A 24,137-nucleotide genomic window follows, 5' to 3' on the forward strand; every position below is an offset into this window, starting at 1 on the left:
GGCGACAAATGGAAGCAAGGCTCCAGCGTCACATAGGCGGTCGCGCCCCGCGCCCGGTCCAGCGCCTGTTCCAGCGCCTGCGCCTCCGCATGGGGCCGCCCGCCCGCCTGCGTCCAGCCCCGCCCGACCACGATCGAGTCGCGGACGATGAGGCAGCCGACGCTGGGATTGGGCGTGCTGACGCCCCGGCCGCGCAGCGACAGCGCGATCGCGGCCGCCATGAAACGCTGATCATCGGCGGCGTTTGCAATGGGGAAGGCGAGGGTGTCCGCTATTGTTTGGCGTCCCCGCCATCAGGCCCGCCCTGGGGGGTCGCGGACGCGGGAGCGGCCTTGCCTTCCGCCGCTTCCGCCTTGGCCAGCCGGTCGTCGAGCTGGGCGTTGATATATTTCAGCGCTTCCTTGCGCCTGGCGGTGTTGCGCGCTTCATCCGCGCGCCAGTCGATGCCGAAAGCGTCGGCCAGACCCTGCATTTCCTTCTGCTTCTTGCGCAGCGCGACTTCGCTGCGCGCTAGATCCATCTTCTGCTGCAGGATGATCGCCGCATCGGTGCGGTTCGCGTCCCAGCTTTCGACATAGATGATCTTGTTCTGGCGCGGCATGATGTTGGTCTGCCCGTCGATCACGAACGCCCAGATGATGATCCAGGTGACGGCCGCGGACAGGCCGAGCAGCGGCCATTTATGCGCGCGGCGCTCAGTGAAGTAGCTCCAGAAGTCGCTGAAGGCCGACTTCGGGGAAACAGGACGGGGGAAAATGGCCATGGCGCGGAATATAGAGGCAATCCAACGGGAATCAAAGCGCGGGCGTGAAAGGCGCGCGGTTGTCATGCCCTCTGTCACGCGCCTGTAGGAATGACGCGGCATGATAGCCCTGCGACCCAATGGAAGCCTGCCCCCCTTGGCTTCCATAATTTCGGCCCGGCGGACGCCCCCACCGCCGGGCCGTTTTTTCGCGTCGCCGCTATCGAACGATCAGGTCATGCGGAAATGCACGGTCATCACCCGTTCCGATTCGACGGGCGTCCCGTCGCGGGTGCCGGGACGGAAGCGCCATTTGCGCAGCGCCTGCTCCCGTGTCGCATCCCAGAATGCGTCGCTGGCCGCCGACAGCTTCTCCACCGACAGCACGCGCCCGTCCGCGCCGATCCTTACGCGGACCGTGACGGACCCCTCCATATCCATACGCTGCATGGAGGGCGGATAGGCCGGCTGGAAATCGCGGGCGAAGCGCGGATCGGGCGACGCCTGCGCGAATACTGGCGCCCTGGGCGGATCGGAGGGCGTTTCAATCTTTGGCTGGATGGGCGGCAGGGGATCGATCGTTCCAGTGATGTCCACGGGGTCGACCGGCAACGCCACCTTGGGGATGATGACCGGGATCACTGACCGGTCGGGTTGCTGTATCGGATGCTCGGTCTTTTCGGGCGGAGGCTGAACCGGATCGGGCGGCGGCGGGTCGGCGGGTACCGGGTATGTAATTATGGACGGCGGGACGAACTGCTCGATCATCTCCCGCGGCATCAGCAGGAAGATTCCCACCGCCACGGCATGAACGGCGATCGTCCCGCCCAGACCGATGGGGGACCTGCGGGACCCGGCATAACCGCCCTGCGGCGCAACCACTGACTGCATTGCATCCTCTCCTCTGACCGCGCCGGTAACCGGCGCCTGATTGGGATGATACAACATAACAATAGATGGGCAAGAGGATTTTCGAGCGCAGGGGTAGAGATAGTTTTGCGGGGTCGTGATTGGACGGGATTAGCCAAAAACGCAGCGTGCTCCTGTGAAAGCAGGAGTCCAGTTCAAACGGCAGGTCTGGACTCCTGCTTTCGCAGGAGCACGCTTAACCATAGGGATTTAAGTATCTGATTTTATTACTATACTGCCCGCATGTCCCAAAATGGGACAGCCCTATGCCGCGGCGGCGCGCAACCGGCTGAGGGCCGCATCCCGCCCGATCAGCGGCAGCAGGGCGGCCATTTCCGGGCCATGGTCGCGGCTGGTGAGGGCGAGGCGTAGGGGATGGAACAGCGCTTTGCCCTTGCGGCCGGTCGCCTCCTTCAGCGCGCCGGTGAGCGCCCGCCAGACGCCTTCATCGAACGGCAGCGCGTCGAGCGCATCGGCGGCCTGGGTCAGAAAGGCGCGGTCGTCGCTGTCGAATTGCGGCGTGTCGATCGCACCCTTCACGATCCCCCACCAGTCCGCCGCCTGGGCGATGATGTCCAGATTGGGCCGGATCGCGTTCCAGCCCGCCTCATCCATGCCCTCCGGCAAGCGGCCGGTCACGGCTGCGTAGGGAAGGGCATGAATGATCTTCTGGTTGAGCGCCGCCAGCTCCGCCTCGTCGAAACGGGCGGGCGCACGGCCGAAGCGGGCGAAATCGAAAGTCGCCACCAGCGGCGCGGCATCGGCGAACGGCTCGACCGGATCGCTGGTGCCAAGACGCGCCAGCAGGGCAATGATCGCGGCAGGCTCTATCCCCTGTTCGCGGAAGGCGGAAACGCCGAGCGAACCGAGCCGCTTGGACAGCTTGCCTTCCGTACCGGTCAGCAGCGCCTCATGCGCAAAGGCGGGCGGCGGCGCGCCCATCGCCGCGAACATCTGCAACTGGACAGCGGTGTTGGAGACATGATCCTCACCGCGCACGACATGGGTTATGCCCATGTCGATGTCGTCGATGGCGGACGGGAGCATATAGAGCCAGGAGCCGTCCTCACGCCGGATCACTGGGTCAGAGAGCAGCTTCGGGTCGAAATGCTGATCGCCCCGGATCAGGTCGGTCCAGGCGATCGGCGCGTCATGATCCAGCTTGAAACGCCAGTGCGGGCGTCGGCCCTCCTCCTCCAGCCGTGCGACATCCTCGGCGGTCAGCGACAGGGCGGCGCGGTCATAGACGGGCGGCAGGCCCCGGCCGAGCAGCACCTTGCGCCGCAGATCCAGTTCCTGCGCGGTTTCATAGGCGGGATAGATGCGCCCGGCGTCGCGCAGGGCGGCAAAGCGCGCCTCGTACAGCGCAAAGCGATCCGACTGGCGGGTTTCCGACGCCGGGTGCAGGCCGAGCCAGGCGAGGTCCGCCCGGATCGAATCGGCATATTCCTCCCGCGAGCGCTCCGCGTCGGTATCGTCGAGGCGCAGCAGGAATTGGCCGCCATTTTTCTGCGCCCACATCCAGTTGTGAAGCGCGGCGCGGATATTGCCGACATGCAGATGCCCGGTGGGCGATGGCGCGAAGCGAGTGATGATGGTCATAAGTTCGCTACTCAAACCGTTCGGGCCGAACCTGTCTAAGCCCTGCCCTTACTCAAAGAAAGGTGCAGCCCTTCGACTGGCTCAGGGCGAACGGATTATATCGGGTCAGGTGGTTCTAAACGCGTTGGTGATCGGATAGCGGCGATCGCGGCCGAAATTGCGGGTGCCGAGCTTCACGCCGGGGGGCGACTGGCGGCGCTTGTATTCGGCAACGTAGAGCAGCCGCTCGATGCGGGCCACGGTGTCGCGGTCGAAGCCGCGCGCGACGAGCTGGTCCACCGACAGCTCCTCCTCGACAAGGCCGTGCAGCATCGGGTCCAGCACCTCATAGGGCGGCAAGCTGTCCTCATCCTTCTGGTCCTCGCGCAGTTCGGCGCTGGGCGGCTTGGTGATGACGCTATCGGGCATCACCGGGCCGGACGGCCCCATGCCAAGGCTCGGTACATTCTCGTTCCGCCAGCGCGACAGGTCGAACACCGTCATTTTGTACGCGTCTTTCAGCACCGAATAGCCGCCCGCCATGTCGCCATAGATGGTGGCGTAGCCGACCGACATCTCGCTCTTGTTGCCGGTGGTCAGGAGCATGTGGCCGAACTTGTTGCTGAGCGCCATCAGCGTGACGCCGCGGATGCGCGACTGGATATTCTCCTCGGTGAGATCGCGGTTGCGGCCGGAAAAGACATCGGCAAGCATCGTGTCGAACGCGCCGACAGCCGGTTCGATCGGCACAGTGTCGAGCCGCACGCCCAGCAGGCGCGCGCATTCCGCCGCATCGTCCAGACTGTCCTGGCTGGTGAAGCGCGAGGGCATCATCACGCACCACACCCGGTCGGCGCCCAGCGCATCGACGGCGACGGCGGCGGACAAGGCGCTGTCAATGCCGCCCGACAGGCCCAGCACCACGCCGGGGAAGCGGTTGCGGTTCACATAGTCGCGCAGGCCAAGCACCATCGCATTATAGATGTCGGCGGGATTGGGGTCGAGTTCATGGATGTCGCCGGGCGCGCAAATCCATGCCCCGCCTTGCTTCTCCCACTGCGTAATGACCAGTGCCTCGTCCCAGTCGGGCAGTTGGTGCAGCACCGTGAGGTCTGCGCCCAGCACGAAGGACGCGCCATCGAACACCAGCTCATCCTGACCGCCGACGCGGTTCAGATAGATGACCGGCAGACCGGTTTCCTGCACCCGCGCGGAACAGACGCCGCGCAGGCGGTGCTCGTCCTTGTTGATCTCATAGGGGCTGCCATTGGGGCTGATCAGGATTTCCGCCCCTTCCGCCTTCAGATGGGCGGTGACGAAGGGGAACCAGATATCCTCGCAGATCGGAATGCCGAGCTTCACGCCGCGAAAATCGATGGGCGCGGGCAAGGGACCGGGCGCGAACAGCCGCTTTTCGTCAAAGGTGCCGTAATTGGGCAGCTCGCGCTTCTGCCGCACCGCCTTCACCTCGCCGCCGTCGAGCAGGGCGACGACGTTGAACAGCACGCCCTGCGACGCGACCACCGTGCCGACCAGCATTGCCGGGCCGCCATCCTCCGTCGCCTTCGCCAGCCGCAGCAGCTCCTCCCCGGCGCGATCGACAAAGGCGGGTTTCAGCACCAGATCCTCTGGCGGATAGCCGATAAGCTGCAGTTCGGGATAGACGATGAGGTCCGCATCCCCCGCTTTCGCGCGCCACTCCAGCATTGCATCGGCATTGCCGGACAGGTCGCCGACGGACTGGCTGATCTGGGCAAGGGCGATGGTGAGCTTTGCGGTCATGGCCGGACCCCGTAGAGCATTTTCCGCAGTACCGCAAAAGCCGCTTTCCACATTCCCAAGCGCCGGTTAAAGGGGCGCCGACCAGCGCGTCACGGAAACGTAACGGGGATATTTTTCCATGAAATTGATGACCGGCAATTCGAACCTGCCGCTGGCCCGCGCCATCGCGGATTATGTCGAGCTTCCGCTTACCAACGCCAGCGTCCGCCGCTTCGCCGACGAGGAGGTGTTCGTCGAGGTGCATGAGAATGTGCGCGGCGAGGACGTGTTCCTGATCCAGTCGACCAGCTACCCGTGCAACGACAATCTCATGGAGCTGCTGATCATGATCGATGCGCTGAAGCGCGCGTCGGCCAAACGGATCACGGCGGTCATCCCCTATTTCGGCTATGCCCGGCAGGACCGGAAGCCCGGCCCGCGCACGCCGATCAGCGCGAAGCTGGTGGCGAACCTGATCACCGTCGCCGGCGCGAACCGCGTGCTGTCCGTCGATCTGCACGCCGGGCAGATTCAGGGCTTCTTCGATATCCCGACCGACAACCTGTTCGGCGCGCCGGTGATGTCTGCGGATATCCAGGCCCGGTTCGGCGACAAGAACATCATGGTCGTGTCACCCGACGTCGGCGGCGTGGTCCGCGCCCGCGCGCTCGCCAAGCGGCTGGATAACGCGCCGCTCGCCATCGTCGACAAGCGCCGCGAGCGCGCCGGCGAATCGGAAGTCATGAACATCATCGGCGATGTGAGCGGCCGCTTCTGCATCCTGATCGACGATATCGTCGATTCGGCGGGCACGCTGTGCAACGCCGCCGCCGCGCTGAAGGAAGCGGGCGCGGAGGGCGTCGCCGCCTATGTGACGCATGGCGTGCTGTCCGGCGGCGCAGTGGCGCGGGTCGATAATTCGCAGCTTACCGAGCTGGTCATCACCGATTCGATCCTGGCGACCGAAGGCGTGCAGGGCAGCAGCCGCATCCGCCAGCTTCCCATCGCGCCGCTGCTGGGCGAGGCGATCAAGCGCATCGCGGACGAAAGCTCGGTCTCCAGCCTGTTCGACTAGAACGCAGTCGCGCCGCGCGACTTGTCAGCCCTGAAAATAGAGCATCGGCAGCGCCAGCAGCATCGCGACGCAGGCCATGATGCGCGGTGTGGCGGTTATCCCCAACGGCTTTTCCGCCCATAGCGGCGGGAAGGCGAGGAAAGCGGCGAACAGCAGGCCGTTGGAGATGCGGTCGTCATACAGGAACGGCAGGTCCTGCCGCAAGGCAAGCCCGGCCAGAAACGCGACGACACTGATGATCCAGCCCAGAATGGCCATGCGAAATCCCCTTCCCCATTAGAACGGAAAAGGTGGGCGGGTATTAAGTGCGATTCAGCTTTGCTAGCTTTTCCAGCCGCCGTTCGTGTCGAGCGAAGTCGAGACACCGCGCGCCTGTGTCTCGACTTCGCTCGACACGAACGGATGGAATTTCAACGGATGGAGTTTCACTGGCAGGCGAGAAATCTCATTCCTCCCAGGCGTCGTAGCTGCCGAAATTCCAGACATTGCCTTCCGTATCGAGTGCATCATAGCCACGCCCCGGATAACCGTCATTGTCATAGGGACCGCGTATGATGCGCGCGCCGGCAGCCTTTGCGGTAGCGGCATGCGCGTCGACATCCGCCACATAGCAGCACACGCATTGGGTGATGCCGCCCGCCTCCGCCGGAGTTTTCCAGCCATAGAGGTCCTTGACCCCGCCGGGCCGGTCGCTGCCCAGCATGATCATGCCGTCGCCCAGCGTCAGTTGGGCATGGTGCACGACCGATGGATCGGCCTCATCAGTATAGATGGCGTGCCGCTCAAAACCGAAGGCGGCGCAGAGAAAGTCGATGGCGGCCGGCGCATCGGCATAACGCAGGCAGGGGATGACGGGGGATTTGCCTTTCATGGCTTCAAGCTCCTGTAATGGTCCGATGCGCCCGGTGTAGCCATCGCAAGCGCCGCCCACTTGTACGGAAATGACCTAGGAATCGACGAACCCGCCGCCGCCGGGAATGATCCGGGCGCGCAGTTCGCCGGGCGTCACCCCGGCAAAGGCGCGCACCTCCCGAGCCAGATGCGGCTCGTCATAGAAGCCCGAATCCTGCGCAATATCGGCAAGCCGCGCATCGGGATCGGCGGCAATCGCGGCGGTGAAATGCTCAAACCGGGCCAGCCGGGCAAAGCGCGCGGGCGCAAGCCCGGTCTCGTCGCGAAAACGCTGCAGAAAATGGCGCGGCGACCATCCGGCCCAGTCCGCCAGCGCCCGGATCGACGTGTCCGGCCGGGCGCGCAGCCGTGCGACGGCGGCGGCGATCCGGCCATCCATGGCCTCGCTCTCGCCAAGCCGGTCCATGACGAAGGCGTCGAGAAGGGCAAAGCGTTGCGCGTCATTCCCCGCCTCCACCAATCGTCCGCCAAGATCGCTGGCCCGCCCGCCGATCAAATCGTCCAGCCGCACGACGCGGTTCGCGACTTCCGATACCGGACAGCCGCACAGGCGGCCAAGCGTCGCCCAGGGCATGAAGATGTGAATGCCCGACTGACTGCCGCCGGACCGCGAGATCGACGTTCCGTCCGCAAAGCCCGCGGCAAACGCCTCCCCCGCGTCAAGGGCGATCGCTGCGCCGTCCGCACCGGTCAATTCCACCGGCGCGCCAAGGTTGAAGATCACCACGACGCCGGTCGAGGCCAGTTCGCGCCGCGCGGTGAAGCCGGTCGTGGTTTCGTCATAGGCGCTGTAGCTGCGCACATGCCGCGCAAGGGCGCTGGCCGCGCGCGCCTCCGCCATCCGCCAGCGGTTCACGCCATCGTCATGCGCGCGGATGGTTATGGGGCGCGGGCTGTCCATGCCTGCGCAGTCTAGCCTCCCCGCGCTTTCCGCGCTAGGCGCAGGACATGACCAGCCGCGACGACCTGACCCTCGCCAACCGCCTTGCCGATGCGGCGGGCGAGGCGATCCGCCCCTTTTTCCGTGCGCGCTACGATCTGGAGTTCAAGGCGGACAAATCGCCGGTGACGGAGGCCGACAAGGCGGCCGAGGCGGCGATCCGCGCGATCCTGGAAAAAGAGCGCCCGGACGACGGCATTATCGGCGAGGAATATGGCGCGACGCGCGAGGATGCGGAGCGGGTGTGGATTCTGGACCCGATCGACGGCACCAAGAGCTTCGTCGCCGGGCGGCCGATCTTCGGCACGCTGATCGCGCTGACGCAGGCGGGTTGGCCGACCATCGGCATCATTGACCAGCCGATCGCGCGGGAACGCTGGGCCGGGATGGCGGGGCGGCCGACGACCTTCAACGGCGCGCCGGTCCGCACCCGCGCCTGCCGCGATCTGGACGAGGCGATCCTGGCCTCCACCGCACCGCAGCTTTTCCCCGGCTGCACCGGCGAGCATTTCTCCCTGCTGGCGGGGCAGTGTCGCGATACGCTTTGGGGCGGGGATTGCTATAATTATGGCCTCGTCGCGTCGGGCCATGTCGATATCGTCGTAGAGGCGGGGCTGAAACTCCACGATCTCGCCGCGCTGGTGCCGGTGGTCGAGGGCGCGGGCGGGCGCATGTGCGACTGGGCCGGCGAACCACTGACGGCGGACAGCGACGGACAGGTGATCGCGGTCGGCGACCCCGCGCGGCTGGACGACATATTGGAAGCGTTGGCGCAGGGGCATGACGGGCATCATCGTTGATGCGGCTAGACTCCGTTACGAGCGCAACCTGCAATCATCTGACATGTGAATGGAGATTTAGTGCTCCTGCGAAAGCAGGAGTCCAGGGTTGCTTGGCGCTTGGAGGCCCTGGGCTCCTGCTTTCGCAGGAGTACGGCACTCCCTAAAGACCACCTGCCTCTCTCAAAATATCCCCAGAAACTTCTTGTCTTGGCTCTTTTGCTCGCCCTTCTCCGCCTTGCCGCTTTCTGACTTGGCGGTGGTGCCTCTGCCCACATCGTCGCGCGGCTTGCCCTTGGTCGTGCGCTGGGCAACGGCGTTCGCGCCTGACAGGACCGGGCCGCAGGCAGTCGCCTTCGCGTCGCCAATGTCGACAAAGGCGAGGATGCCCGCGATCGGCGTGCCGACCAGGCTGAGGCCAGCGCCCGCGCCGCCCCGCGCCAGCAGTTGCGGGCTGACGGGATTGATGCCGGGCTTGGCGAAATAGCCGCCAATGCCGATGGGCGACTGGCCGGAAAACAGGCTGATCGTCTTGCCGTCCGCCCGCACCGCCATATCCAGCGATTCATTCCTGAAGCTGAACCCGCCGCGGCCGACGATGACATTCTTCTTCGTGTCGATCAGGATCGGGTCGGCCGCAGCCACGCCGTCCCGCACGGTGAAGGCGATGAGGCCGCAATTAATCTCCACCGGTTTCTTCAGCTTGTCAGCGAACATCTTGGTGATGAAGGTGCCGATATCGAGTTCGGAAAGCTGGATATTGCGCGCCCACATCGTGCCGGCTGGCAGGACGACAGCGATGCGGCCATCAGCGGTGCCCAGCGATTCGCGGACGGAATCGCCCTCGCCGGTCATCTGGACGCGCGCTTTCATGACGCCAGTTGTGCCCGATTCCTCGACGCCCCAGCGGCCAAGCAGCTTGCCCATCGGCGTGGGGGACAGGCGGATGTCATATTTGGTCCGCACCGGCGCGCCGCGTGCGTTGATCTCGATATCAGACGAGACGAAGCCGCCCGCCATGTCGAAAGTCAGCGGCGACAAGGTGAGCAGACTGTGGTCGAGCGTCAGGCCGAGTCCGATGTTGGAGATGGGAAAATTCTTCGCCCGCACCTGCTTCACGCGATATTTGACGTTGGCGTCGAAGGCGCGGATCGCCTCTATCCGCAGCGGCGCGTCGGGCAGGACGCGCGGGCGGCCCTGCACCGTTTCGATCGCGCCCGCGCCACCCTGCGCCTCCAGCTTTTCCGGGTTGTAGCCGATGAAGGGGCCGACATCGATGATGTCGAGGGTGGTGGTGGCCAGGTCCGCCTTCAGCAGCAGGCGGTTGTCCGGCAGCGAGATCGTCATGCCGCCAGCCAGATCGCTGTCGCCGAACCGCCCCTTGAGATGCGTGAAGCGCCACTCGCCGCCCACTTTCGTCAGGTGGGAAGTGAAGCGGTAGTGGCGCGTGTCAGGGATTGCGACGCCCAGAAAATCGAACAGCAGGCGGATATTGGGGCCGTAAGTGACCAGCGACAGATCCGCCCCCTCAATCTCCGTCGCGCCGGGCAGGGTGCCGTTGACCTGCAGCACCGTCGCACCCGCCTTCGCCTCCACGACCAACTGGTTCTTCCCGCCGGTCACCGTGTCATTGGGCGAGAGCAGCCCGCCGCGCAGGGTGAAGGGCCTGTCGCGCATCGTGCCCGATCCAGTGAAACGGATGTCATGGGCGAACCGCGTGTCCTGCGCTCGCACGGTGTCTAAGGCGATATCCGCGTTCACGGCCAGGCGCGGGTCGCGATAGCGCAGCTTCGTGCCCGCGATGATCGCCCGGCGCACGGTGGGCAAGTCGAGCGGTTCGCCCTTTTTATTGGGGTCGCCCAGCGTCCATGTGTTGGTCTTGCCGTCCCGGCTCCATTCCAGGTCGGCCGCGCCGTTACGTAGCTCCAGCCATTTGATCCGCTTGGTGTCGCCAAAGACGAGGGAGAAGGGCGAGATGCGGGTATCGATCCGGTCGGCGCGGAACAGATAGGGCTGGCTCGCCCATTTCGGATTGGAGATGGTGAAGCGCTCGGCGAGGAATTTGACGGTCACGGGATCGAAATAGAGCTGGAAGTCGCCGCCGACCTTCACGTCCCGTTGCAGGCTGGACGAGACGATCCGTTCGAACGGACCTCTAAGGAAGCGGCCCTTGGTGACGAACAGGATCAGCCAGATCAGGAAAAGGATGCCGGCGATCCACAGGATGATTCGCGCAGGCAGAGGCAGTTTCCGCCACCGCTCCCGCGCCTGCCCCATGCGCGCGTGGAATCCGCCCTGCCCGCCTTCTGGAGCAAGGGGCTTATCCGGCCCCGCAGCAATGGGATCCGCTTCGGACATGGGGTTTCAAACGTCCGGGCGGCCGAATCGCTCCGCCCCTTGCTTTTGGGCAACTTGCCCCGTATAGGCGCGCGTTCCCGTGGGCTTGTGCCCGGCGGGGTTGATGGGACATTCCGGCCAGTAGGGCTGCCGCGCTTGTCCGTAAATCGTCAGCACAAGGAGACGAAAATGCCCAAGCTCAAGACCAAGAGCGGTGTGAAGAAACGCTTCAAGTTCACCGCCACCGGCAAGGTCAAGCATGGTGTCGCCGGCAAGCGCCACCGCCTGATCAGCCACAACGCCAAATATATTCGCCAGAACCGTGGCACCGATGTGCTGTCCGAAGCCGACGTCGCGCACGTCCGCCTCTGGGCGCCCTACGGCCTGAAGTAAGGAGTAGAGGACTATGGCACGCGTAAAACGTGGCACGACCACCAAGGCGAAGCATAAGAGGATTCTGGATCAGGCGAAGGGCTATTATGGCCGTCGCAAGAATACGATCCGCATCGCCCGCCAGGCCGTCGAAAAGGCCGGCCAGTACGCCTATCGCGACCGCAAGGTTAAGAAGCGCAGCTTCCGCGGCCTGTGGATCCAGCGCATCAACGCCGGCGTCCGCGCCGAGGGCCTGACCTATTCGCAGTTCATGCACGGGCTGAAGCTCGCCGGTATCGATCTGGACCGGAAGGTCCTGGCCGACATCGCCATGCACGAAGGCGAAGCGTTTAGCGCCATCATCGCCCAGGCGAAGGCGGCTCTGCCCGCGGCTGCATAAGCAACCAGCGACACGAGACAGCAAGGGCGCCGGGGCAGATGCTTCCGGCGCCCTTTTTGGTTTGTCTGGGGCGAGCGTCAGAAGCCACCTGCTACTCTCGTCATTCCCGCGCAGGTCGAAGGGAGTCACGTGCCTCCCTTCGAAACCCATCTCCGGAGCGGTGATGAAAGAGCGAGCACCAACCGTCTATATTCTTGCGAGCCGCAAAAACGGCACATTGTATACCGGTGTAAGTTCCGACCTGATCAAACGCCTCTACGAGCACCGAAACGGCTTGATCGAAGGCTTCACCACCGACTACGGCGTCAATCGGCTGGTCTGGTTCGAGCCGCATGACACGATGGAGACTGCAATCCAGCGTGAAAAACGGATCAAGAAATGGAACAGGCAATGGAAAATTGATCTGATCGAAGCGGCCAATCCTGACTGGGACGATCTGGCGCTCACTTTCGGGTTTGATCCGTTGCCGAGCCTGAGAACTGATGACGCCGACCCGGCGGATAGACCGGGAGATGGGTTCCCGCCTTCGCGGGAATGACGATGTGTGGGAATTACGGACGAGATGACCGACATAGCTTCACTGAAATCCGGCCTGCTGGCCGACATCGCCGCCGCCGCGACGCTGGATGCGGTGGAAGGGTTGCGCGTGGGCGCGCTCGGCAAGCAGGGGGTGGTGACGGCGCTGCTCAAGACGCTGGGCGGCATGTCGCCCGACGAGCGGCAGACGCAGGGGCCGGCGATCCAGGATCTGCGCGAGGCCGTGACCGCCGCCATCGCCGAGCGGAAGGGCGCGCTGGAGCAGGCGGCGCTGGACGCGCGGCTGGCGGACGAGCGGCTGGACATGACGCTGCCCGCCGACATCGGCCCGCAAGGATCGGTGCATCCGGTGAGCCAGGTGATGGACGAACTGGCGGAAATCTTCGCGGACCTTGGCTTCTCCGTCGCCACCGGGCCGGAGATTGAGGACGACTGGCATAATTTCACCGCGCTCAACATTCCTGAGACGCACCCGGCGCGGGCGATGCACGACACTTTCTATTTCCCGGACGAGACCGCGCGGGACGGGAAGAAGATGCTGCTGCGCACTCACACCTCGCCCGTCCAGATCCGCACGATGTTGGAGCAGAAGCCGCCGATCCGCATCATCGCGCCCGGCCGCGTCTATCGCTCCGACAGCGACGCCACGCACACGCCGATGTTCCACCAGATTGAGGGGCTGGTGATCGATCGCGGCATCACGCTCGGCCACCTCAAATGGACGCTGGAGACGTTCCTGAAGGCGTTTTTCGAGCGCGACGACATCGTCCTGCGCCTGCGCCCCAGCTATTTCCCCTTCACCGAGCCGTCGGTGGAGGTCGATGTCGGCTATACGCTGGTCAATGGGCAGCGGGTGATCGGCGGGTCCGGTAATGACAAGGATGGCGGCTGGCTGGAGGTGCTGGGCAGCGGCATGGTCCACCGCAAGGTGATCGAGGCGTGCGGGCTTGACCCGGACGAATGGCAGGGCTTCGCCTTCGGCACCGGCGTCGACCGGCTCGCCATGCTGAAATATGGGATGAACGACCTGCGCGCCTTCTTCGACGGCGATCTGCGCTGGCTGCGGCATTATGGATTCTCGGCGCTGGATGTGCCCACGCTGAGCGGGGGAGTGGGCGCATGAAATTCACGCTGAGCTGGCTGAAGGAGCATCTGGAGACGGATGCGAGCCTCGATACCGTGCTGGACACGCTGACCCGCATCGGGCTGGAGGTCGAGGGCGTCGACAATCCGGCCGAGAAGCTGGGCGCATTCCGTATCGCCAAGGTGCTGACCGCAGCGCCGCACCCGCAGGCCGACAAGCTGCAGGTGTTGAGCGTCGATGCCGGTGCCAATTTTAACAATGGGGGCCCGCTACAGGTCGTGTGCGGCGCACCCAATGCCCGCGCTGGTCTGGTCGGCGTGTTCGGCATGCCGGGCGCGACCGTGCCATCGAACGGCATGGTGCTGCGCGTCGCAGCGATCCGCGGCGTCGAATCCAACGGCATGATGTGCAGCTTCCGCGAGCTGGAACTGGGCGAGGATCATGACGGGATCATCGAACTGGCGGCCGACGCGCCTGTGGGGCAGATCTATGCCGACTGGGCGGGACTGGACGATCCGGTGATCGACGTCAGCATCACGCCCAACCGGCAGGATTGCATGGGCGTGCGCGGCATCGCCCGCGATCTGGCGGCGGCGGGCCTCGGCACGCTGAAGCCGCTGGCGCAGGTCTATCGCATGGAAAGCCTTACGCCGATTGCGGGCGACGGCCCCGCGCCGGATGTGCGCACCGACGATCCGGAAGGCTGCCCTGCTTTCTATGCGCAGAATGTGTCCGGCGTGACCAATGGCGCTGCGCCGAAATGGATGGCGGACAAGCTGAAGGCGATCGGCCAGAAGCCGATTTCCGTGCTGGTCGACATCACCAATTTCGTGTCGATCGACCTTGGCCGCCCGCTCCATGTTTATGACCGCGCGACGCTAACCGGCCCGCTCGTCGCCCGCCTTGCGAAGGATGGCGAGCAGGTGCTGGCCCTCAACGGCAAGACCTATACGCTCGACGACAGCATGACCGTGATCGCCGACGATGCTGCGGTCCACGACATTGGCGGCATCATGGGCGGCGAGCATTCGGGCGTGTCGGAAACGACGACCGATGTGCTGATCGAATGCGCCTATTTCACGCCGGAGGCGATTGCCCGTACCGGGCAGAAGTTGGCGCTGACCAGCGATGCGCGCCAGCGGTTCGAGCGCGGCGTCGACCCCGCCTTCCTTGACGATGCGCTGGCGATCGCGACGAAGCTGGTGATCGACCATTGCGGCGGCAGCCCAAGCGCCATCACCCGCGCAGGGCAGCCCCCGGTCGCGCCGCGCAGCGTCTCCTACGATCCCGCCTATGCGCTGGCGCTGGCGGGCGTGGATGTTCCGAAGACGACGCAGAAAGCGATACTGGAGAGCCTTGGCTTCCCGGTGACGATCACCGGTGGCGGCACCGAAATGCGCGACGGCATGCCGTTCGACACGCCCGAGGGCTGGAGCGTCGGCGTGCCAAGCTGGCGGCGCGATATCGATGGCCCGGCGGATATCGTCGAGGAGGTGGTGCGCATCCACGGCCTGGACAATGTGCCCTCCACGCCCCTGCCGCGCGCGCCCGGCGTTGCGAAGCCGACGGCGACGCAGGCGCAGCTGGTGGAGCGCAAGGTGCGGCGCACCGCCGCGGCGCGCGGGCTTTCGGAAGCGATCAACTGGTCCTTCATATCCGAGAAGGAGGCGGCGGCCGTGGGCGGGGGCGACTGGACACTCGCTAATCCGATTTCGGAGGATATGAAGGTCATGCGGCCCTCGCTGCTGCCCGGCCTGCTCTCCGCCACCCGGCGCAATGCCGATCGCGGCGCGGCGTCGGTGCGGCTGTTCGAAGTCGGCCGCCGCTATTTCGCGGATGGCGAGCGCGCGACCACGGGCATCGTCATGGCCGGGGAAAAGACCGCACGCGACTGGCGCAGCGGCAAGGCGCAGGCTTTTGCCGCGCATGATGTGAAGGCCGAGGTGCTGACGTTGCTGGCGGCGGCGGGCGCGCCGGTCGGCAACCTCCAGGCCTTTGGCGAGGCGAGCGGGGCCTATCATCCCGGCCAGTCGGGCACGCTGCGGCTCGGCCCCAAGACCATCCTGGCCGAATATGGCGTGCTGCATCCGGCGACGGCGAAGCAGTTCGGCCTGTCCGGTACGGTGGTCGCGGCGGAACTTTTCCTCGACGCCATACCGGGCAAGCGCAAGTCCGGCTTCATGCGCGCGCCCTATGCGCCGCCCGCGTTACAGGCGGTGAAGCGCGACTTCGCTTTCCTGGTGCCGGAGACGCTGGAGGCCGACGCCCTCGTCCGCGCCATTCGCGGGGCTGACAAGAAGGCGATCGTCGACGCGCGTCTGTTCGATGTCTTCTCCGGCCCCGGCGTGGATGCGGGCATGACGTCGCTGGCGGTGGAAGTGACGCTGCAGCCCGGCGAGAAAAGCTTCACCGACGAGGAACTGGGCGCGATCAGCGCGGCGGTGGTGAAGGCGGCGGAGAAGCTGGGCGGGACGTTGCGGGGGTGACACTAACGTGGTGGCCCCACGGTGTGTAAAGCTTGAGTTCGGGGGAACGCATCCATGACCATTGAAAGTGGTAACATCTCGACAAGCTACATGGAGAAGCTTTTTGCTGTCGGGCGCGGAAAGCCAAACATGTCAATCGCTGAACTTCTTTCAATTGTGCCACGTGACGAGACCGTAGAGCCCGGCTATTCACTGTTTATGTTGCGGCCGGATGAGACGTCTGACCAAGCGCCTGTATTTAACGGTAAGCGGCTACCACGCTGGCACAACGACACCGATCATGGGATAAATTTTCACATCCCTACTTCACCAGATGCGAGCGCATCCATACTGCTCCAACTGGCGCTAACGATTAATACCACCCTCAATCGACGGCTTGAGACGTATGCTGGCGTTCCAATCCAAACGAACGCGCTAAATGGCATTACGGACGTCGTGGCCGGGACGGTTACCTTACGAGCGGTCGTCTCAAGTGCTCTTGCACTTTATTTAGCGCCAGTGGCGGTTGACCTGACAGCCGATTACTTAAAAGGCGAGATGCATTCACAAGGTAGAGAAGAAGTTATTGAGATCATGCGGCACTGTGATGAGCTTGCTGCTGGCGAGGGTAGTGGCGCTTTAGTGATTTATGATGATCACAAATTTCGCGAATGCTTGGCCAATAATATTCCAGGCCGTGATTTCGGACTTGGCGACCAAAATACCCGTTGGATGGGCTGGTCGGCTCCACCCGTGAGCGAGGACATGGGCTTTGTCTACGAAGTCGGCGACCAATGGCTTATCCGCTTTGACACCCCAACCAATCCTACAGCCTACGTAGATAAGCATTCCGGGCCGAGCCATAGCCCAGAAATCGACAATACAGCTTCAACAAATTTTCCTCACCGCCCCGCGGAGCCTGTTAATCTCACAGGACACTGGGAACCGGAAAAGCGATTCCTCGTGAGCGGCATTTACGCTCCTCGTCAAATTGACGGACAGATGTTTTATTTTTTTCATCCTACCCTACGAGTGCCTGTCACCGACTAAAGCCTCGCGCTGGTTAAGGATCACCAATTTGATCCCATCAAAAGCCAAGCTGTTTATATCATGCGTTATCCTTACGTCGCCGCCGGTTTGCAGCCTTTCGCCTTCGCCAGCCCGCGCAGGAAGCCGCGCCGGGCGAGGCCGGTGCTGATCGCCGCTTCCATGCGCCGCTGGGCGGGGGCCGCGCCGCTGACTTCGCGCACCAGCCCGCGGAAGGGGATCAGCGAGTTGACGATGGTCTGGCCGGTCGCCTCCAATATCTTGCCGGTGCGGTTCTCGTTATTCTCCGTGCCGGTGCCGAAATCCGGGCCGAGCACGCCGTTCAGTTCCACGATCGCCGCATTGATTCCGGCGCAGCGCGCATTGGCCGGCATCGCATAAGGCGCCTCGACCGCCTTTTGCAGGACTTCGGGCACTTCCTTCTTGTCGACGCCCACATCGCGCGCGGGCTGGCTGGCGATGTCGCCCGCCTTGCGCCAGTTGCTGTCTTTCTTCTGCTCCTGCTTGGGTTCTTCCTTCGCTTCCTGTTTTGCCTCCTGGGCTAGTGCCGCGCCGGACAGCATGACCGACAGGATGATGGCGGACCTGATACGCACGAAACCGTCTCCATTCGTCTCGTCTATTGCGAAGGCGTAACCATCGGATGGGGCGCGAGTTCCTGAAGAAACAGAATGTATTAGACCGTCCATGCTTGCGGCATGGCCATACCTGCCGGTAACAAGGCAGGGCTTTTCCGGCATATGAAGGCGCGGGCATTGACTGAAGGTCTGATCACGATCGCATCCGGCGCGCTGACGGCGGCCATCAACCCGCTGGGCGCGGAACTCTGGTCGCTGCGCGATGCGGACGGCCGGGAGTTGATGACGGATGCCGACGAACGCTGGTGGACCGGCCATGCGCCCTTGCTCTTTCCCTTTGTAGGGCGCTTGCGCGGCGATGTGTTTCGTGTCGATGGCGCGGAATATGGCCAGCCGCAGCATGGCTTTGCGCGGCGGCGGGACTTCGCGCTTGCCGAACAGGCGGCGGACCGGGCGGTCTTTCGCCTCGAATCCGATGCGGAGAGCCTGGCCATCTACCCCTTCGCCTTCCGCCTCGACATGCGCTTTGCGCTTCATGGCGCGAAGCTGGAGATGATGGCGACGGTCGCCAACAGCGGCGGCGCGGATATGCCGTTCAGCTTCGGATATCATCCGGGCTTCGCCTGGCCCCTGCCCTATGGCGCAACCGGAGAGGATCATCGTATCATCTTCGAGAAGGACGAACCCGCGCCGATCCGCAAGGTGGGCAGCGAACCGGGGCTGATCGCGCTGGAAAGCGTGCCTTCCCCCGTTGTCGGCAACGTCCTTGCCCCGACCCACGAGATGTTTGCGGGCGACGCGCTGATCTGGGACGACCTCGCCAGCCGCAGCCTGACATGGGGGGCGCCCGGCACGCCGCATCTGAAGATCGATTTCCCCGACACCCCCTGGCTCGGCATCTGGCAGAAGCCGGGCGCGCATTATCTGTGCGTGGAGCCTTGGGCGGGCATGGCCGATCCCGTGGGCTTCGACGGCGATGTGTGGGAGAAGCCGGGCATCATCCGCCTGCCGCCGGGCGAGAGACGGGATTTCCGCATGGACGTGGAATTGATGCCCTAGCCAGCCCTGTCATTTGCCGCATGCGCGCCTATATTCGGGGCGACCATCGGAGGACAGCATGACCACCCCCGTCAAGATCGACTTTGTTTCCGATATATCCTGCCCCTGGTGCATCATCGGCCTGCGGGGGCTTGAGGAGGCGCTTGCGCGCGTCGGCGGAGAGATGGAGGCGGACATTCGCTTCCGCCCGTTCGAACTTAACCCGGACATGGCGCAGGGCGGCGAAAATCTGGGCGAGCATGTCACGCGGAAGATGGGTTCGACCCGCGAACAGTCGGCGCAGATGCGGCAGACCATCACGGATCGCGCCGCCGCGACCGGCTTTGCGATCAATTTTTCCGACGATTCGCGCGTCTACAACACGTTCGACGCCCACCGGCTGCTCCACTGGGCCGGTGAGGAGGGCGGACAGCATGCGCTCAAACAAGCGCTATTCGCTGCGCATTTCACGCGGGGCGAGGCGATGGACGATCATGACGCGCTGGTCGCTATCGTGGAGCAGGCCGGGCTGGACGGCGCAAAGGCGCGGGAGGTTCTGGAATCCGGCCGCTATGCCGCCGAAGTCCGGCAGGAAGAAGCGCTCTGGCGGTCGCGCGGGATCAATTCCGTCCCCGCCATCGTCCTGAACGAGAAATATCTGGTGTCCGGCGGGCAGCCCGCGGAGATGTTCGAACAGGCATTGCGCGCGGTTGTGGCGGAGCAAGAAACAGTCTGACTCCAGGGTAAACCGACCCCCTACCCTTTTTCGTCATTCCCGCGTAGGCGGGAACCCATCTCCAGTCCCATCCTGCTGTGCGATTTCGGGAGATGGGTCCCCGCCTACGCGGGGATGACGAATCTTTGATATAGAAACGACCATGACCATCCCATCCCGCCGCACATTCGCGATCATTTCCCACCCGGACGCCGGCAAGACGACGCTGACCGAGAAGCTGCTGCTGGAAGGCGGCGCGATCCATCTGGCCGGCGAGGTCAAGGCGCGCGGCGCGAACCGGCGCGCCCGGTCGGACTGGATGAAGATCGAGCAGCAGCGCGGCATCTCCGTCACCTCCTCGGTCATGACGTTCGAGCGGAACGGGATCACCTTCAACCTGCTCGACACGCCGGGGCATGAGGATTTCAGCGAGGACACCTACCGCACCCTGACCGCCGTCGACAGCGCCGTGATGGTCATCGACGCGGCCAAGGGCATCGAACCGCAGACCCGCAAGCTGTTCGAGGTGTGCCGCCTGCGCAACGTGCCCATCATCACCTTCGTCAACAAGGTGGACCGGGAGGGGCGCGACCCCTTCGCCCTGCTGGACGAGGTGGCCGACGCGCTGGCGCTCGACGTGTGCCCGATGAGCTGGCCGGTCGGCATGGGCGGCACGTTCGAGGGCATTTACGACTTCACCACCGACCGGCTGCGCCAGCCGAGCGGCGGGAGCAAGGAGTTTGAGGGGCAGGAACATCATTTCTCCGGCCTCGACGATCCGAAGCTGGCGGATTTCCTGTCCGCCGAGGGTCTGGAGAAATTGCGCGAGGAAGCGGAGCTGGCGCGCGGCGGCTATGCGGATTTCGACCTTGCCGCCTATCGCCATGGCGACCTGACCCCGGTCTATTTCGGATCAGCGCTCAAGCTGTTCGGCGTCACCGAACTGATCGACGCGCTCGCCGCCCACGCCCCGCCGCCGCGCACCCAGCCTGCCGAACCCGCGCCGGTCGCGCCGGACCGCAGCGACGTCACCGGCTTCATCTTCAAGGTGCAAGCGAATATGGACCCGCAGCATCGCGACCGCATCGCCTTCATGCGGCTGTGCTCCGGCAAGTTCCGGCGCGGCATGAAGCTGACGCCTTCGGGCAGCGGCAAGCCGATCGCGGTGCATTCGCCGATCCTTTTCTTCGCGCAGGACCGCGAGATCGCCGATGAAGCCTTTCCCGGCGACATTATCGGCATTCCCAATCACGGCACGCTGCGGGTCGGCGATACGTTGTCGGAGAAGGCGGATGTGCGCTTTACCGGCCTGCCCAATTTCGCGCCGGAAATCCTGCGCCGCGTGGCGCTGAAGGACCCGACCAAGACCAAGCAGCTCCGCAAGGCGCTGGACGACCTGTCGGAAGAAGGCGTCATCCAGGTATTCTACCCCGATATCGGCAGCCAGTGGATCGTCGGCGTGGTCGGCCAGCTCCAGCTTGACGTGCTGATCAGCCGTCTGGAGGCGGAATATAAGGTTGAGGCGGTGCTGGAACCCTCGCCCTTCGACACGGCGCGCTGGATTTCCGGCAGCGACGCGGCGGTGAAGGGCTTTGTCGAGTTCAACCGCGCCAATCTGGCCAAGGACCGGGACGGCAATGACGTGTTCATGGCCAAAAGCGCCTGGGACGTCGGTTATCAGCAGGAACGCCACCCGGACGTGAAGTTCAGCGCCACGCGCGAGCGATAGACGGCTGGACAAATGACGGGAGATGGCGTCGAATGCGAAGCATGAGGAAATTTCTGCTTCTGGCCGGGGCGCTGACGCTCACCGCATGCGGACAAGGCGAGGACAGCGCCGCGCCCGCAGCGAATCAGGCTGCGCCGGAAACCGGGGCAACGGCGCAGGTCGCAAAGCTTGACGAAGGGCAGCGCAACGGCGTGCTGGAAAAGGCCATCCGCGCGGCCGGCGAACCCTGCCCGGCCGTAACGGCGTCCGAACGCGCCGAAATCAGCACGGGCGTCATGGGCTGGAGAGCGCATTGCGATGACGGGACAGCCCATCTCATCCAGATCCTGAGCGATGGCACGGCCAAGGTGACCAGCCGGACGCACTGATCCGCCTGCGCCCCTGGGCCGCGCGCCAGTGCTTCATTGGCCTCTCGCGCACTGGCGGACTTCCGGCGCAGCCTCTATTCTCGCGCCCCTGTCCACCCGGCGGGATGGCTATGGAGACATTAAAGACATGGGCGAAGGCCCTCCGGCGCGATATCGTCGCCCTCTGGATCGCCGCCCGCGATCTCCGCACGCCCTGGACCGCAAAGGCGCTGGCGGGCGCAGTGGCCGCCTATGCGCTCAGCCCGATTGACCTGATCCCCGATTTCATCCCGGCTCTGGGCTATATCGACGACCTGCTTATCGTTCCGGCCGGGATATGGCTGGCGATCCGCCTGATCCCCGCGCCGCTGATGATCGAATTCCGGGACAGCGCGGCGGCGCGCGCCGCCAGACCCGTCAGCAGGCTGGCGGCGGCGGCGATCATCCTCCTGTGGGTGCTGGCCGGGGCGGCGCTTGTCTGGTTTCTGTCCGGACGCCGCTAAAGGCTTATCGGCGCAGCAGGAACACCGCATGTTCCGCGAACAGATTGGCGTTCGCGTGGGTGGTTTCCTTGTCGCCCTTCAGGAACCATTGCCCGTCGATCGACCAGCCGCGATCCTTCACCAGCGCACGGAAATCATCGACCGTCACATGGTGGATGTTGAGTGTATCATACCAGGTGTCCGGCAGCAGGCGCGTGACCGGCATCCGCCCGCCCCACAGCAGCGACATGCGCCCGCGCCAGTGCGCGAAATTGGGGAAGCTGACGAAGGCTTGGCTCCCGATTCGCAGCAGCTCCTCCACCACCAGGTCGGGGCGGCGCGTGGTCTGCAACGTCTGGCTGAGGATCGCATAGTCGAAGCTGCCGTCGGGATAATAGGCAAGGTCGGTGTCGGCGTCGCCCTGCACCACGGACAGGCCGCGCCCTACGGCGGAGGCGACATTGGCCGGGTCGATCTCCAGCCCGCGCGCATCCACCTGCCGCGCATCGCGCAGCGCCGCCATCAGCGCGCCGTCGCCACAGCCGACATCGAGCACGCGGCTCCCCTGCCGCACCATACGCGCGATTAGGGCAAGGTCGGGGCGCATCGCTTCGTCCGTCATGCGACCTCCCGCGAGGCGTCGGGATCGTGGCGCTGCATGATCGTCTCATTGACGCGCATCCACCCGTGCCGCTCATACAGGGTGTGGGCGTCCAGCGTGTTGAGGTTCCAGCGGCGCAGGCGCTGCAAATCGGGATGCCCGTCAAAATAGCGCAGCATCGCGGAGGCAAGGCCCTTCCCCTGATGCGCCTCCAGCACATAGACGTCGGCCAGATGCGCGAAGGTCGCGTGATCGGTGATCACCCGCGCGAAGGCGACCTGCGCGCGCCCTGATTTGCCGTCCAGATAGACGCCCACGCAATGGGACCCGGCCATCGCCTTTTCGACCAGCGCGATGCCGATGCCGGGGGACCAGTAGCTGCGCGTCAGATAGGCGTGGATCGCCTCCGGCTGAAGCGCGGCGGGATCGTCGGACAGAATATAGCCGCCGGGCAGCGCGGTCCCCGTCATGGCGGCCAGCATCATCGCTCACCCGCCCGCAGGAAGCCATCGACCACGCGGTTCAGCTCCGGCGCTTCCAGCAGGAAAGCGTCATGGCCGAAGGGACTGGACAGTTCGACGAAGCTCGCCTCCGCGCCGCCCGCATTGAGGGCATGGACGATCACGCGGGACTCAGTGGTGGGATAGAGCCAGTCGGTATCGAAGCTGACCACGCAGAAGCGCGCGCGGGTCCTGGCGAATGCGCCCGCAAGGCTCCCGCCATGATCCTCCGCCAGATCATAATAATCCATCGCGCGGGTGATATAGAGATAGGAGTTGGCGTCGAACCGCTCGACAAAGCTCAATCCCTGATGCCGCAAATAGCTTTCGACCTGGAAATCCGCGTCGAAGCCGAACGTCTTGGCGTCACGCCCCTGCAGGCGGCGGCCGAACTTCTCGGTCAGACCGGCTTCGGACAGATAGGTGATGTGCGCGGCCATGCGCGCGACCGCGAGGCCGGAGGAGGGCACGTCGCCATCGGCATAATAGTCGCCGCCGCGCCAGCGCGGATCGGCCATGATCGCCTGCCGCCCAACCTCATGGAAGGCGATATTCTGGGCGCTGTGCCGCGCCGTCGAGGCAATGACGATCGCCGATTCAACCCGGTCGGGGAAAAGCGTCGGCCAGGTCAGCGCCTGCATGCCGCCCATCGACCCGCCGATGACGGCGCGGATGCGGTCCACGCCCAGATGGTCGAGCAGCAATGCCTGCGCCCGCACCATGTCCGCGATGGTGATGACCGGAAAGCGCATCCCCCAGGGCGCACCCATCGCCGGATCGATGCTGGCCGGGCCGCTGGACCCCATGCAGCCGCCAAGAATGTTGGCGCAGACGATGAAATGCCGGTCGGGATCGACGGGCTTTCCCTGCCCGACCATCCGCCACCACCAGCCGGGCTTTTTCGTCATCGGATTTTCCGACGCCAGATACTGGTCGCCGGTCAGCGCGTGGCAGATCAGGATGACGTTGGACCGGTCCGCATTCAGCGCGCCATAGGTCTCATAGGCGATATCGACAGGGCCGAAGGCGACGCCGCAATCCAGCCGCAAGGGTCCGGTCAGGCGGACCTGACGGCCAAGGCCGAAACGGCTGTCATCCGGGGCCGGATTGCTCGCCATAGGCTGGCCGCGCTAGGGCCGCCGCGATGCCCTGTCAATTGCTGCATCGATACCGGGTCATTGCCGCCGCAAAAGCCCCGACCGTCCT

General features: G+C 64.7%; 26 protein-coding genes. 13 read left to right on the top strand and 13 right to left on the bottom strand.

Annotated features, from left to right (window positions below; all coding sequences use genetic code 11):
* From BHQ40_RS11335 to BHQ40_RS11355, 5 genes are all read right to left on the bottom strand, one after another.
* On the bottom strand, nucleotides 1-221 hold a 221-nt coding region (locus BHQ40_RS11335), incomplete at its 3' end, for a deaminase (RefSeq protein WP_253183334.1).
* A gap of 50 nt (nucleotides 222-271) precedes the next feature.
* Nucleotides 272-763: a hypothetical protein gene (locus BHQ40_RS11340; RefSeq protein WP_070156076.1), complete on the bottom strand. Its 492-nt coding sequence runs from the start codon at nucleotides 761-763 to the stop codon at nucleotides 272-274.
* Between the two features lie 210 nt (nucleotides 764-973).
* Complete coding sequence (locus tag BHQ40_RS11345) at nucleotides 974-1,633, bottom strand: energy transducer TonB (RefSeq protein WP_070155981.1); 660 nt, start codon at nucleotides 1,631-1,633, stop codon at nucleotides 974-976.
* Nucleotides 1,634-1,915: 282 nt separating this feature from the next.
* Nucleotides 1,916-3,253: a glutamate--tRNA ligase gene (gltX, locus tag BHQ40_RS11350; protein ID WP_070155983.1), complete on the bottom strand. Its 1,338-nt coding sequence runs from the start codon at nucleotides 3,251-3,253 to the stop codon at nucleotides 1,916-1,918.
* A 105-nt stretch (nucleotides 3,254-3,358) separates the two neighbouring features.
* Entirely contained in the window at nucleotides 3,359-5,014 is a 1,656-nt protein-coding gene (locus BHQ40_RS11355; RefSeq protein WP_070155985.1) for an NAD+ synthase, read from the bottom strand.
* A 118-nt stretch (nucleotides 5,015-5,132) separates the two neighbouring features.
* On the opposite strand from BHQ40_RS11355, the gene BHQ40_RS11360 reads away from it, so the two are divergent.
* A complete protein-coding gene (locus BHQ40_RS11360; RefSeq protein WP_070155988.1) occupies nucleotides 5,133-6,068 on the top strand; it encodes a ribose-phosphate pyrophosphokinase in 936 nt (311 codons plus the stop codon).
* Nucleotides 6,069-6,092: 24 nt separating this feature from the next.
* Here BHQ40_RS11360 and BHQ40_RS11365 read toward each other — a convergent pair whose 3' ends face one another.
* From BHQ40_RS11365 to BHQ40_RS11375, 3 genes are all read right to left on the bottom strand, one after another.
* Nucleotides 6,093-6,326, bottom strand: coding sequence for a hypothetical protein (locus BHQ40_RS11365; protein WP_070155990.1), 234 nt, complete (start codon nucleotides 6,324-6,326; stop codon nucleotides 6,093-6,095).
* 187 nt (nucleotides 6,327-6,513) lie between these two features.
* On the bottom strand, nucleotides 6,514-6,939 hold the full coding sequence (locus BHQ40_RS11370) for a VOC family protein (RefSeq protein ID WP_070155992.1): 426 nt from the start codon (nucleotides 6,937-6,939) through the stop codon (nucleotides 6,514-6,516).
* A 75-nt stretch (nucleotides 6,940-7,014) separates the two neighbouring features.
* Nucleotides 7,015-7,881 (bottom strand): AraC family transcriptional regulator, encoded by an 867-nt coding sequence (locus tag BHQ40_RS11375; protein ID WP_070155994.1) that lies wholly within the window; start codon nucleotides 7,879-7,881, stop codon nucleotides 7,015-7,017.
* 47 nt (nucleotides 7,882-7,928) lie between these two features.
* Here BHQ40_RS11375 and hisN point away from each other — a divergent pair, with 47 nt between their 5' ends.
* The gene (hisN, locus tag BHQ40_RS11380; protein ID WP_070155996.1) at nucleotides 7,929-8,720 is read left to right on the top strand and encodes a histidinol-phosphatase; all 792 of its coding nucleotides are present in this window, start codon (nucleotides 7,929-7,931) and stop codon (nucleotides 8,718-8,720) included.
* 162 nt (nucleotides 8,721-8,882) lie between these two features.
* Here the strand turns inward: hisN and BHQ40_RS11385 are convergent, their stop codons facing one another.
* Nucleotides 8,883-10,976, bottom strand: a complete 2,094-nt coding sequence (locus tag BHQ40_RS11385) for an AsmA family protein (protein WP_435593914.1) — start codon at nucleotides 10,974-10,976, stop codon at nucleotides 8,883-8,885.
* A gap of 249 nt (nucleotides 10,977-11,225) precedes the next feature.
* On the opposite strand from BHQ40_RS11385, the gene rpmI reads away from it, so the two are divergent.
* From rpmI to BHQ40_RS25705, 6 genes are all read left to right on the top strand, one after another.
* Nucleotides 11,226-11,429, top strand: coding sequence for a 50S ribosomal protein L35 (gene rpmI / locus BHQ40_RS11390; RefSeq protein WP_070156000.1), 204 nt, complete (start codon nucleotides 11,226-11,228; stop codon nucleotides 11,427-11,429).
* A 13-nt stretch (nucleotides 11,430-11,442) separates the two neighbouring features.
* Nucleotides 11,443-11,808, top strand: coding sequence for a 50S ribosomal protein L20 (gene rplT / locus BHQ40_RS11395; protein WP_070156002.1), 366 nt, complete (start codon nucleotides 11,443-11,445; stop codon nucleotides 11,806-11,808).
* A 163-nt stretch (nucleotides 11,809-11,971) separates the two neighbouring features.
* A complete protein-coding gene (locus BHQ40_RS11400) occupies nucleotides 11,972-12,346 on the top strand; it encodes a GIY-YIG nuclease family protein (RefSeq protein ID WP_435593913.1) in 375 nt (124 codons plus the stop codon).
* A 24-nt stretch (nucleotides 12,347-12,370) separates the two neighbouring features.
* Nucleotides 12,371-13,468: a phenylalanine--tRNA ligase subunit alpha gene (gene pheS / locus BHQ40_RS11405; protein WP_070156006.1), complete on the top strand. Its 1,098-nt coding sequence runs from the start codon at nucleotides 12,371-12,373 to the stop codon at nucleotides 13,466-13,468.
* Complete coding sequence (gene pheT / locus BHQ40_RS11410) at nucleotides 13,465-15,915, top strand: phenylalanine--tRNA ligase subunit beta (protein ID WP_070156008.1); 2,451 nt, start codon at nucleotides 13,465-13,467, stop codon at nucleotides 15,913-15,915. Before pheS ends, pheT begins: the two co-directional genes overlap by 4 nt.
* Nucleotides 15,916-15,969: 54 nt before the next feature.
* Nucleotides 15,970-16,944, top strand: a complete 975-nt coding sequence (locus BHQ40_RS25705) for a hypothetical protein (RefSeq protein WP_139139283.1) — start codon at nucleotides 15,970-15,972, stop codon at nucleotides 16,942-16,944.
* Nucleotides 16,945-17,015: 71 nt separating this feature from the next.
* On the opposite strand, the gene BHQ40_RS11420 is transcribed toward BHQ40_RS25705, so the two are convergent.
* The gene (locus tag BHQ40_RS11420; RefSeq protein ID WP_070156077.1) at nucleotides 17,016-17,504 is read right to left on the bottom strand and encodes a hypothetical protein; all 489 of its coding nucleotides are present in this window, start codon (nucleotides 17,502-17,504) and stop codon (nucleotides 17,016-17,018) included.
* A 192-nt stretch (nucleotides 17,505-17,696) separates the two neighbouring features.
* Between BHQ40_RS11420 and BHQ40_RS11425 the strand changes: the two genes are divergently transcribed.
* The 5 genes from BHQ40_RS11425 (at nucleotide 17,697) to BHQ40_RS11445 (ending at nucleotide 21,851) form a co-directional block, all read left to right on the top strand.
* The gene (locus BHQ40_RS11425) at nucleotides 17,697-18,578 is read left to right on the top strand and encodes an aldose 1-epimerase family protein (RefSeq protein ID WP_070156078.1); all 882 of its coding nucleotides are present in this window, start codon (nucleotides 17,697-17,699) and stop codon (nucleotides 18,576-18,578) included.
* A 58-nt stretch (nucleotides 18,579-18,636) separates the two neighbouring features.
* A complete protein-coding gene (locus BHQ40_RS11430; protein ID WP_070156012.1) occupies nucleotides 18,637-19,293 on the top strand; it encodes a DsbA family oxidoreductase in 657 nt (218 codons plus the stop codon).
* A gap of 142 nt (nucleotides 19,294-19,435) precedes the next feature.
* The gene (locus tag BHQ40_RS11435) at nucleotides 19,436-21,001 is read left to right on the top strand and encodes a peptide chain release factor 3 (RefSeq protein ID WP_070156014.1); all 1,566 of its coding nucleotides are present in this window, start codon (nucleotides 19,436-19,438) and stop codon (nucleotides 20,999-21,001) included.
* A gap of 41 nt (nucleotides 21,002-21,042) precedes the next feature.
* On the top strand, nucleotides 21,043-21,369 hold the full coding sequence (locus tag BHQ40_RS11440) for a hypothetical protein (RefSeq protein WP_070156079.1): 327 nt from the start codon (nucleotides 21,043-21,045) through the stop codon (nucleotides 21,367-21,369).
* A gap of 104 nt (nucleotides 21,370-21,473) precedes the next feature.
* Nucleotides 21,474-21,851, top strand: a complete 378-nt coding sequence (locus tag BHQ40_RS11445; protein ID WP_070156016.1) for a YkvA family protein — start codon at nucleotides 21,474-21,476, stop codon at nucleotides 21,849-21,851.
* Between the two features lie 4 nt (nucleotides 21,852-21,855).
* Here BHQ40_RS11445 and metW read toward each other — a convergent pair whose 3' ends face one another.
* The 3 genes from metW to metX are packed head-to-tail and all read right to left on the bottom strand — an operon-like array spanning nucleotide 21,856 to nucleotide 24,049.
* On the bottom strand, nucleotides 21,856-22,452 hold the full coding sequence (metW, locus tag BHQ40_RS11450) for a methionine biosynthesis protein MetW (RefSeq protein ID WP_070156018.1): 597 nt from the start codon (nucleotides 22,450-22,452) through the stop codon (nucleotides 21,856-21,858).
* Nucleotides 22,449-22,916 (bottom strand): GNAT family N-acetyltransferase, encoded by a 468-nt coding sequence (locus BHQ40_RS11455; RefSeq protein ID WP_070156020.1) that lies wholly within the window; start codon nucleotides 22,914-22,916, stop codon nucleotides 22,449-22,451. The genes metW and BHQ40_RS11455 overlap by 4 nt, the downstream gene beginning before the upstream one ends.
* A complete protein-coding gene (metX, locus tag BHQ40_RS11460; RefSeq protein WP_070156022.1) occupies nucleotides 22,913-24,049 on the bottom strand; it encodes a homoserine O-acetyltransferase MetX in 1,137 nt (378 codons plus the stop codon). The genes BHQ40_RS11455 and metX overlap by 4 nt, the downstream gene beginning before the upstream one ends.
* Nucleotides 24,050-24,137 lie beyond the last annotated feature (88 nt).

Origin of the sequence: Sphingobium phenoxybenzoativorans, from assembly GCF_001757355.1 — a bacterium.
Taxonomy (GTDB): domain Bacteria; phylum Pseudomonadota; class Alphaproteobacteria; order Sphingomonadales; family Sphingomonadaceae; genus Sphingobium; species Sphingobium phenoxybenzoativorans.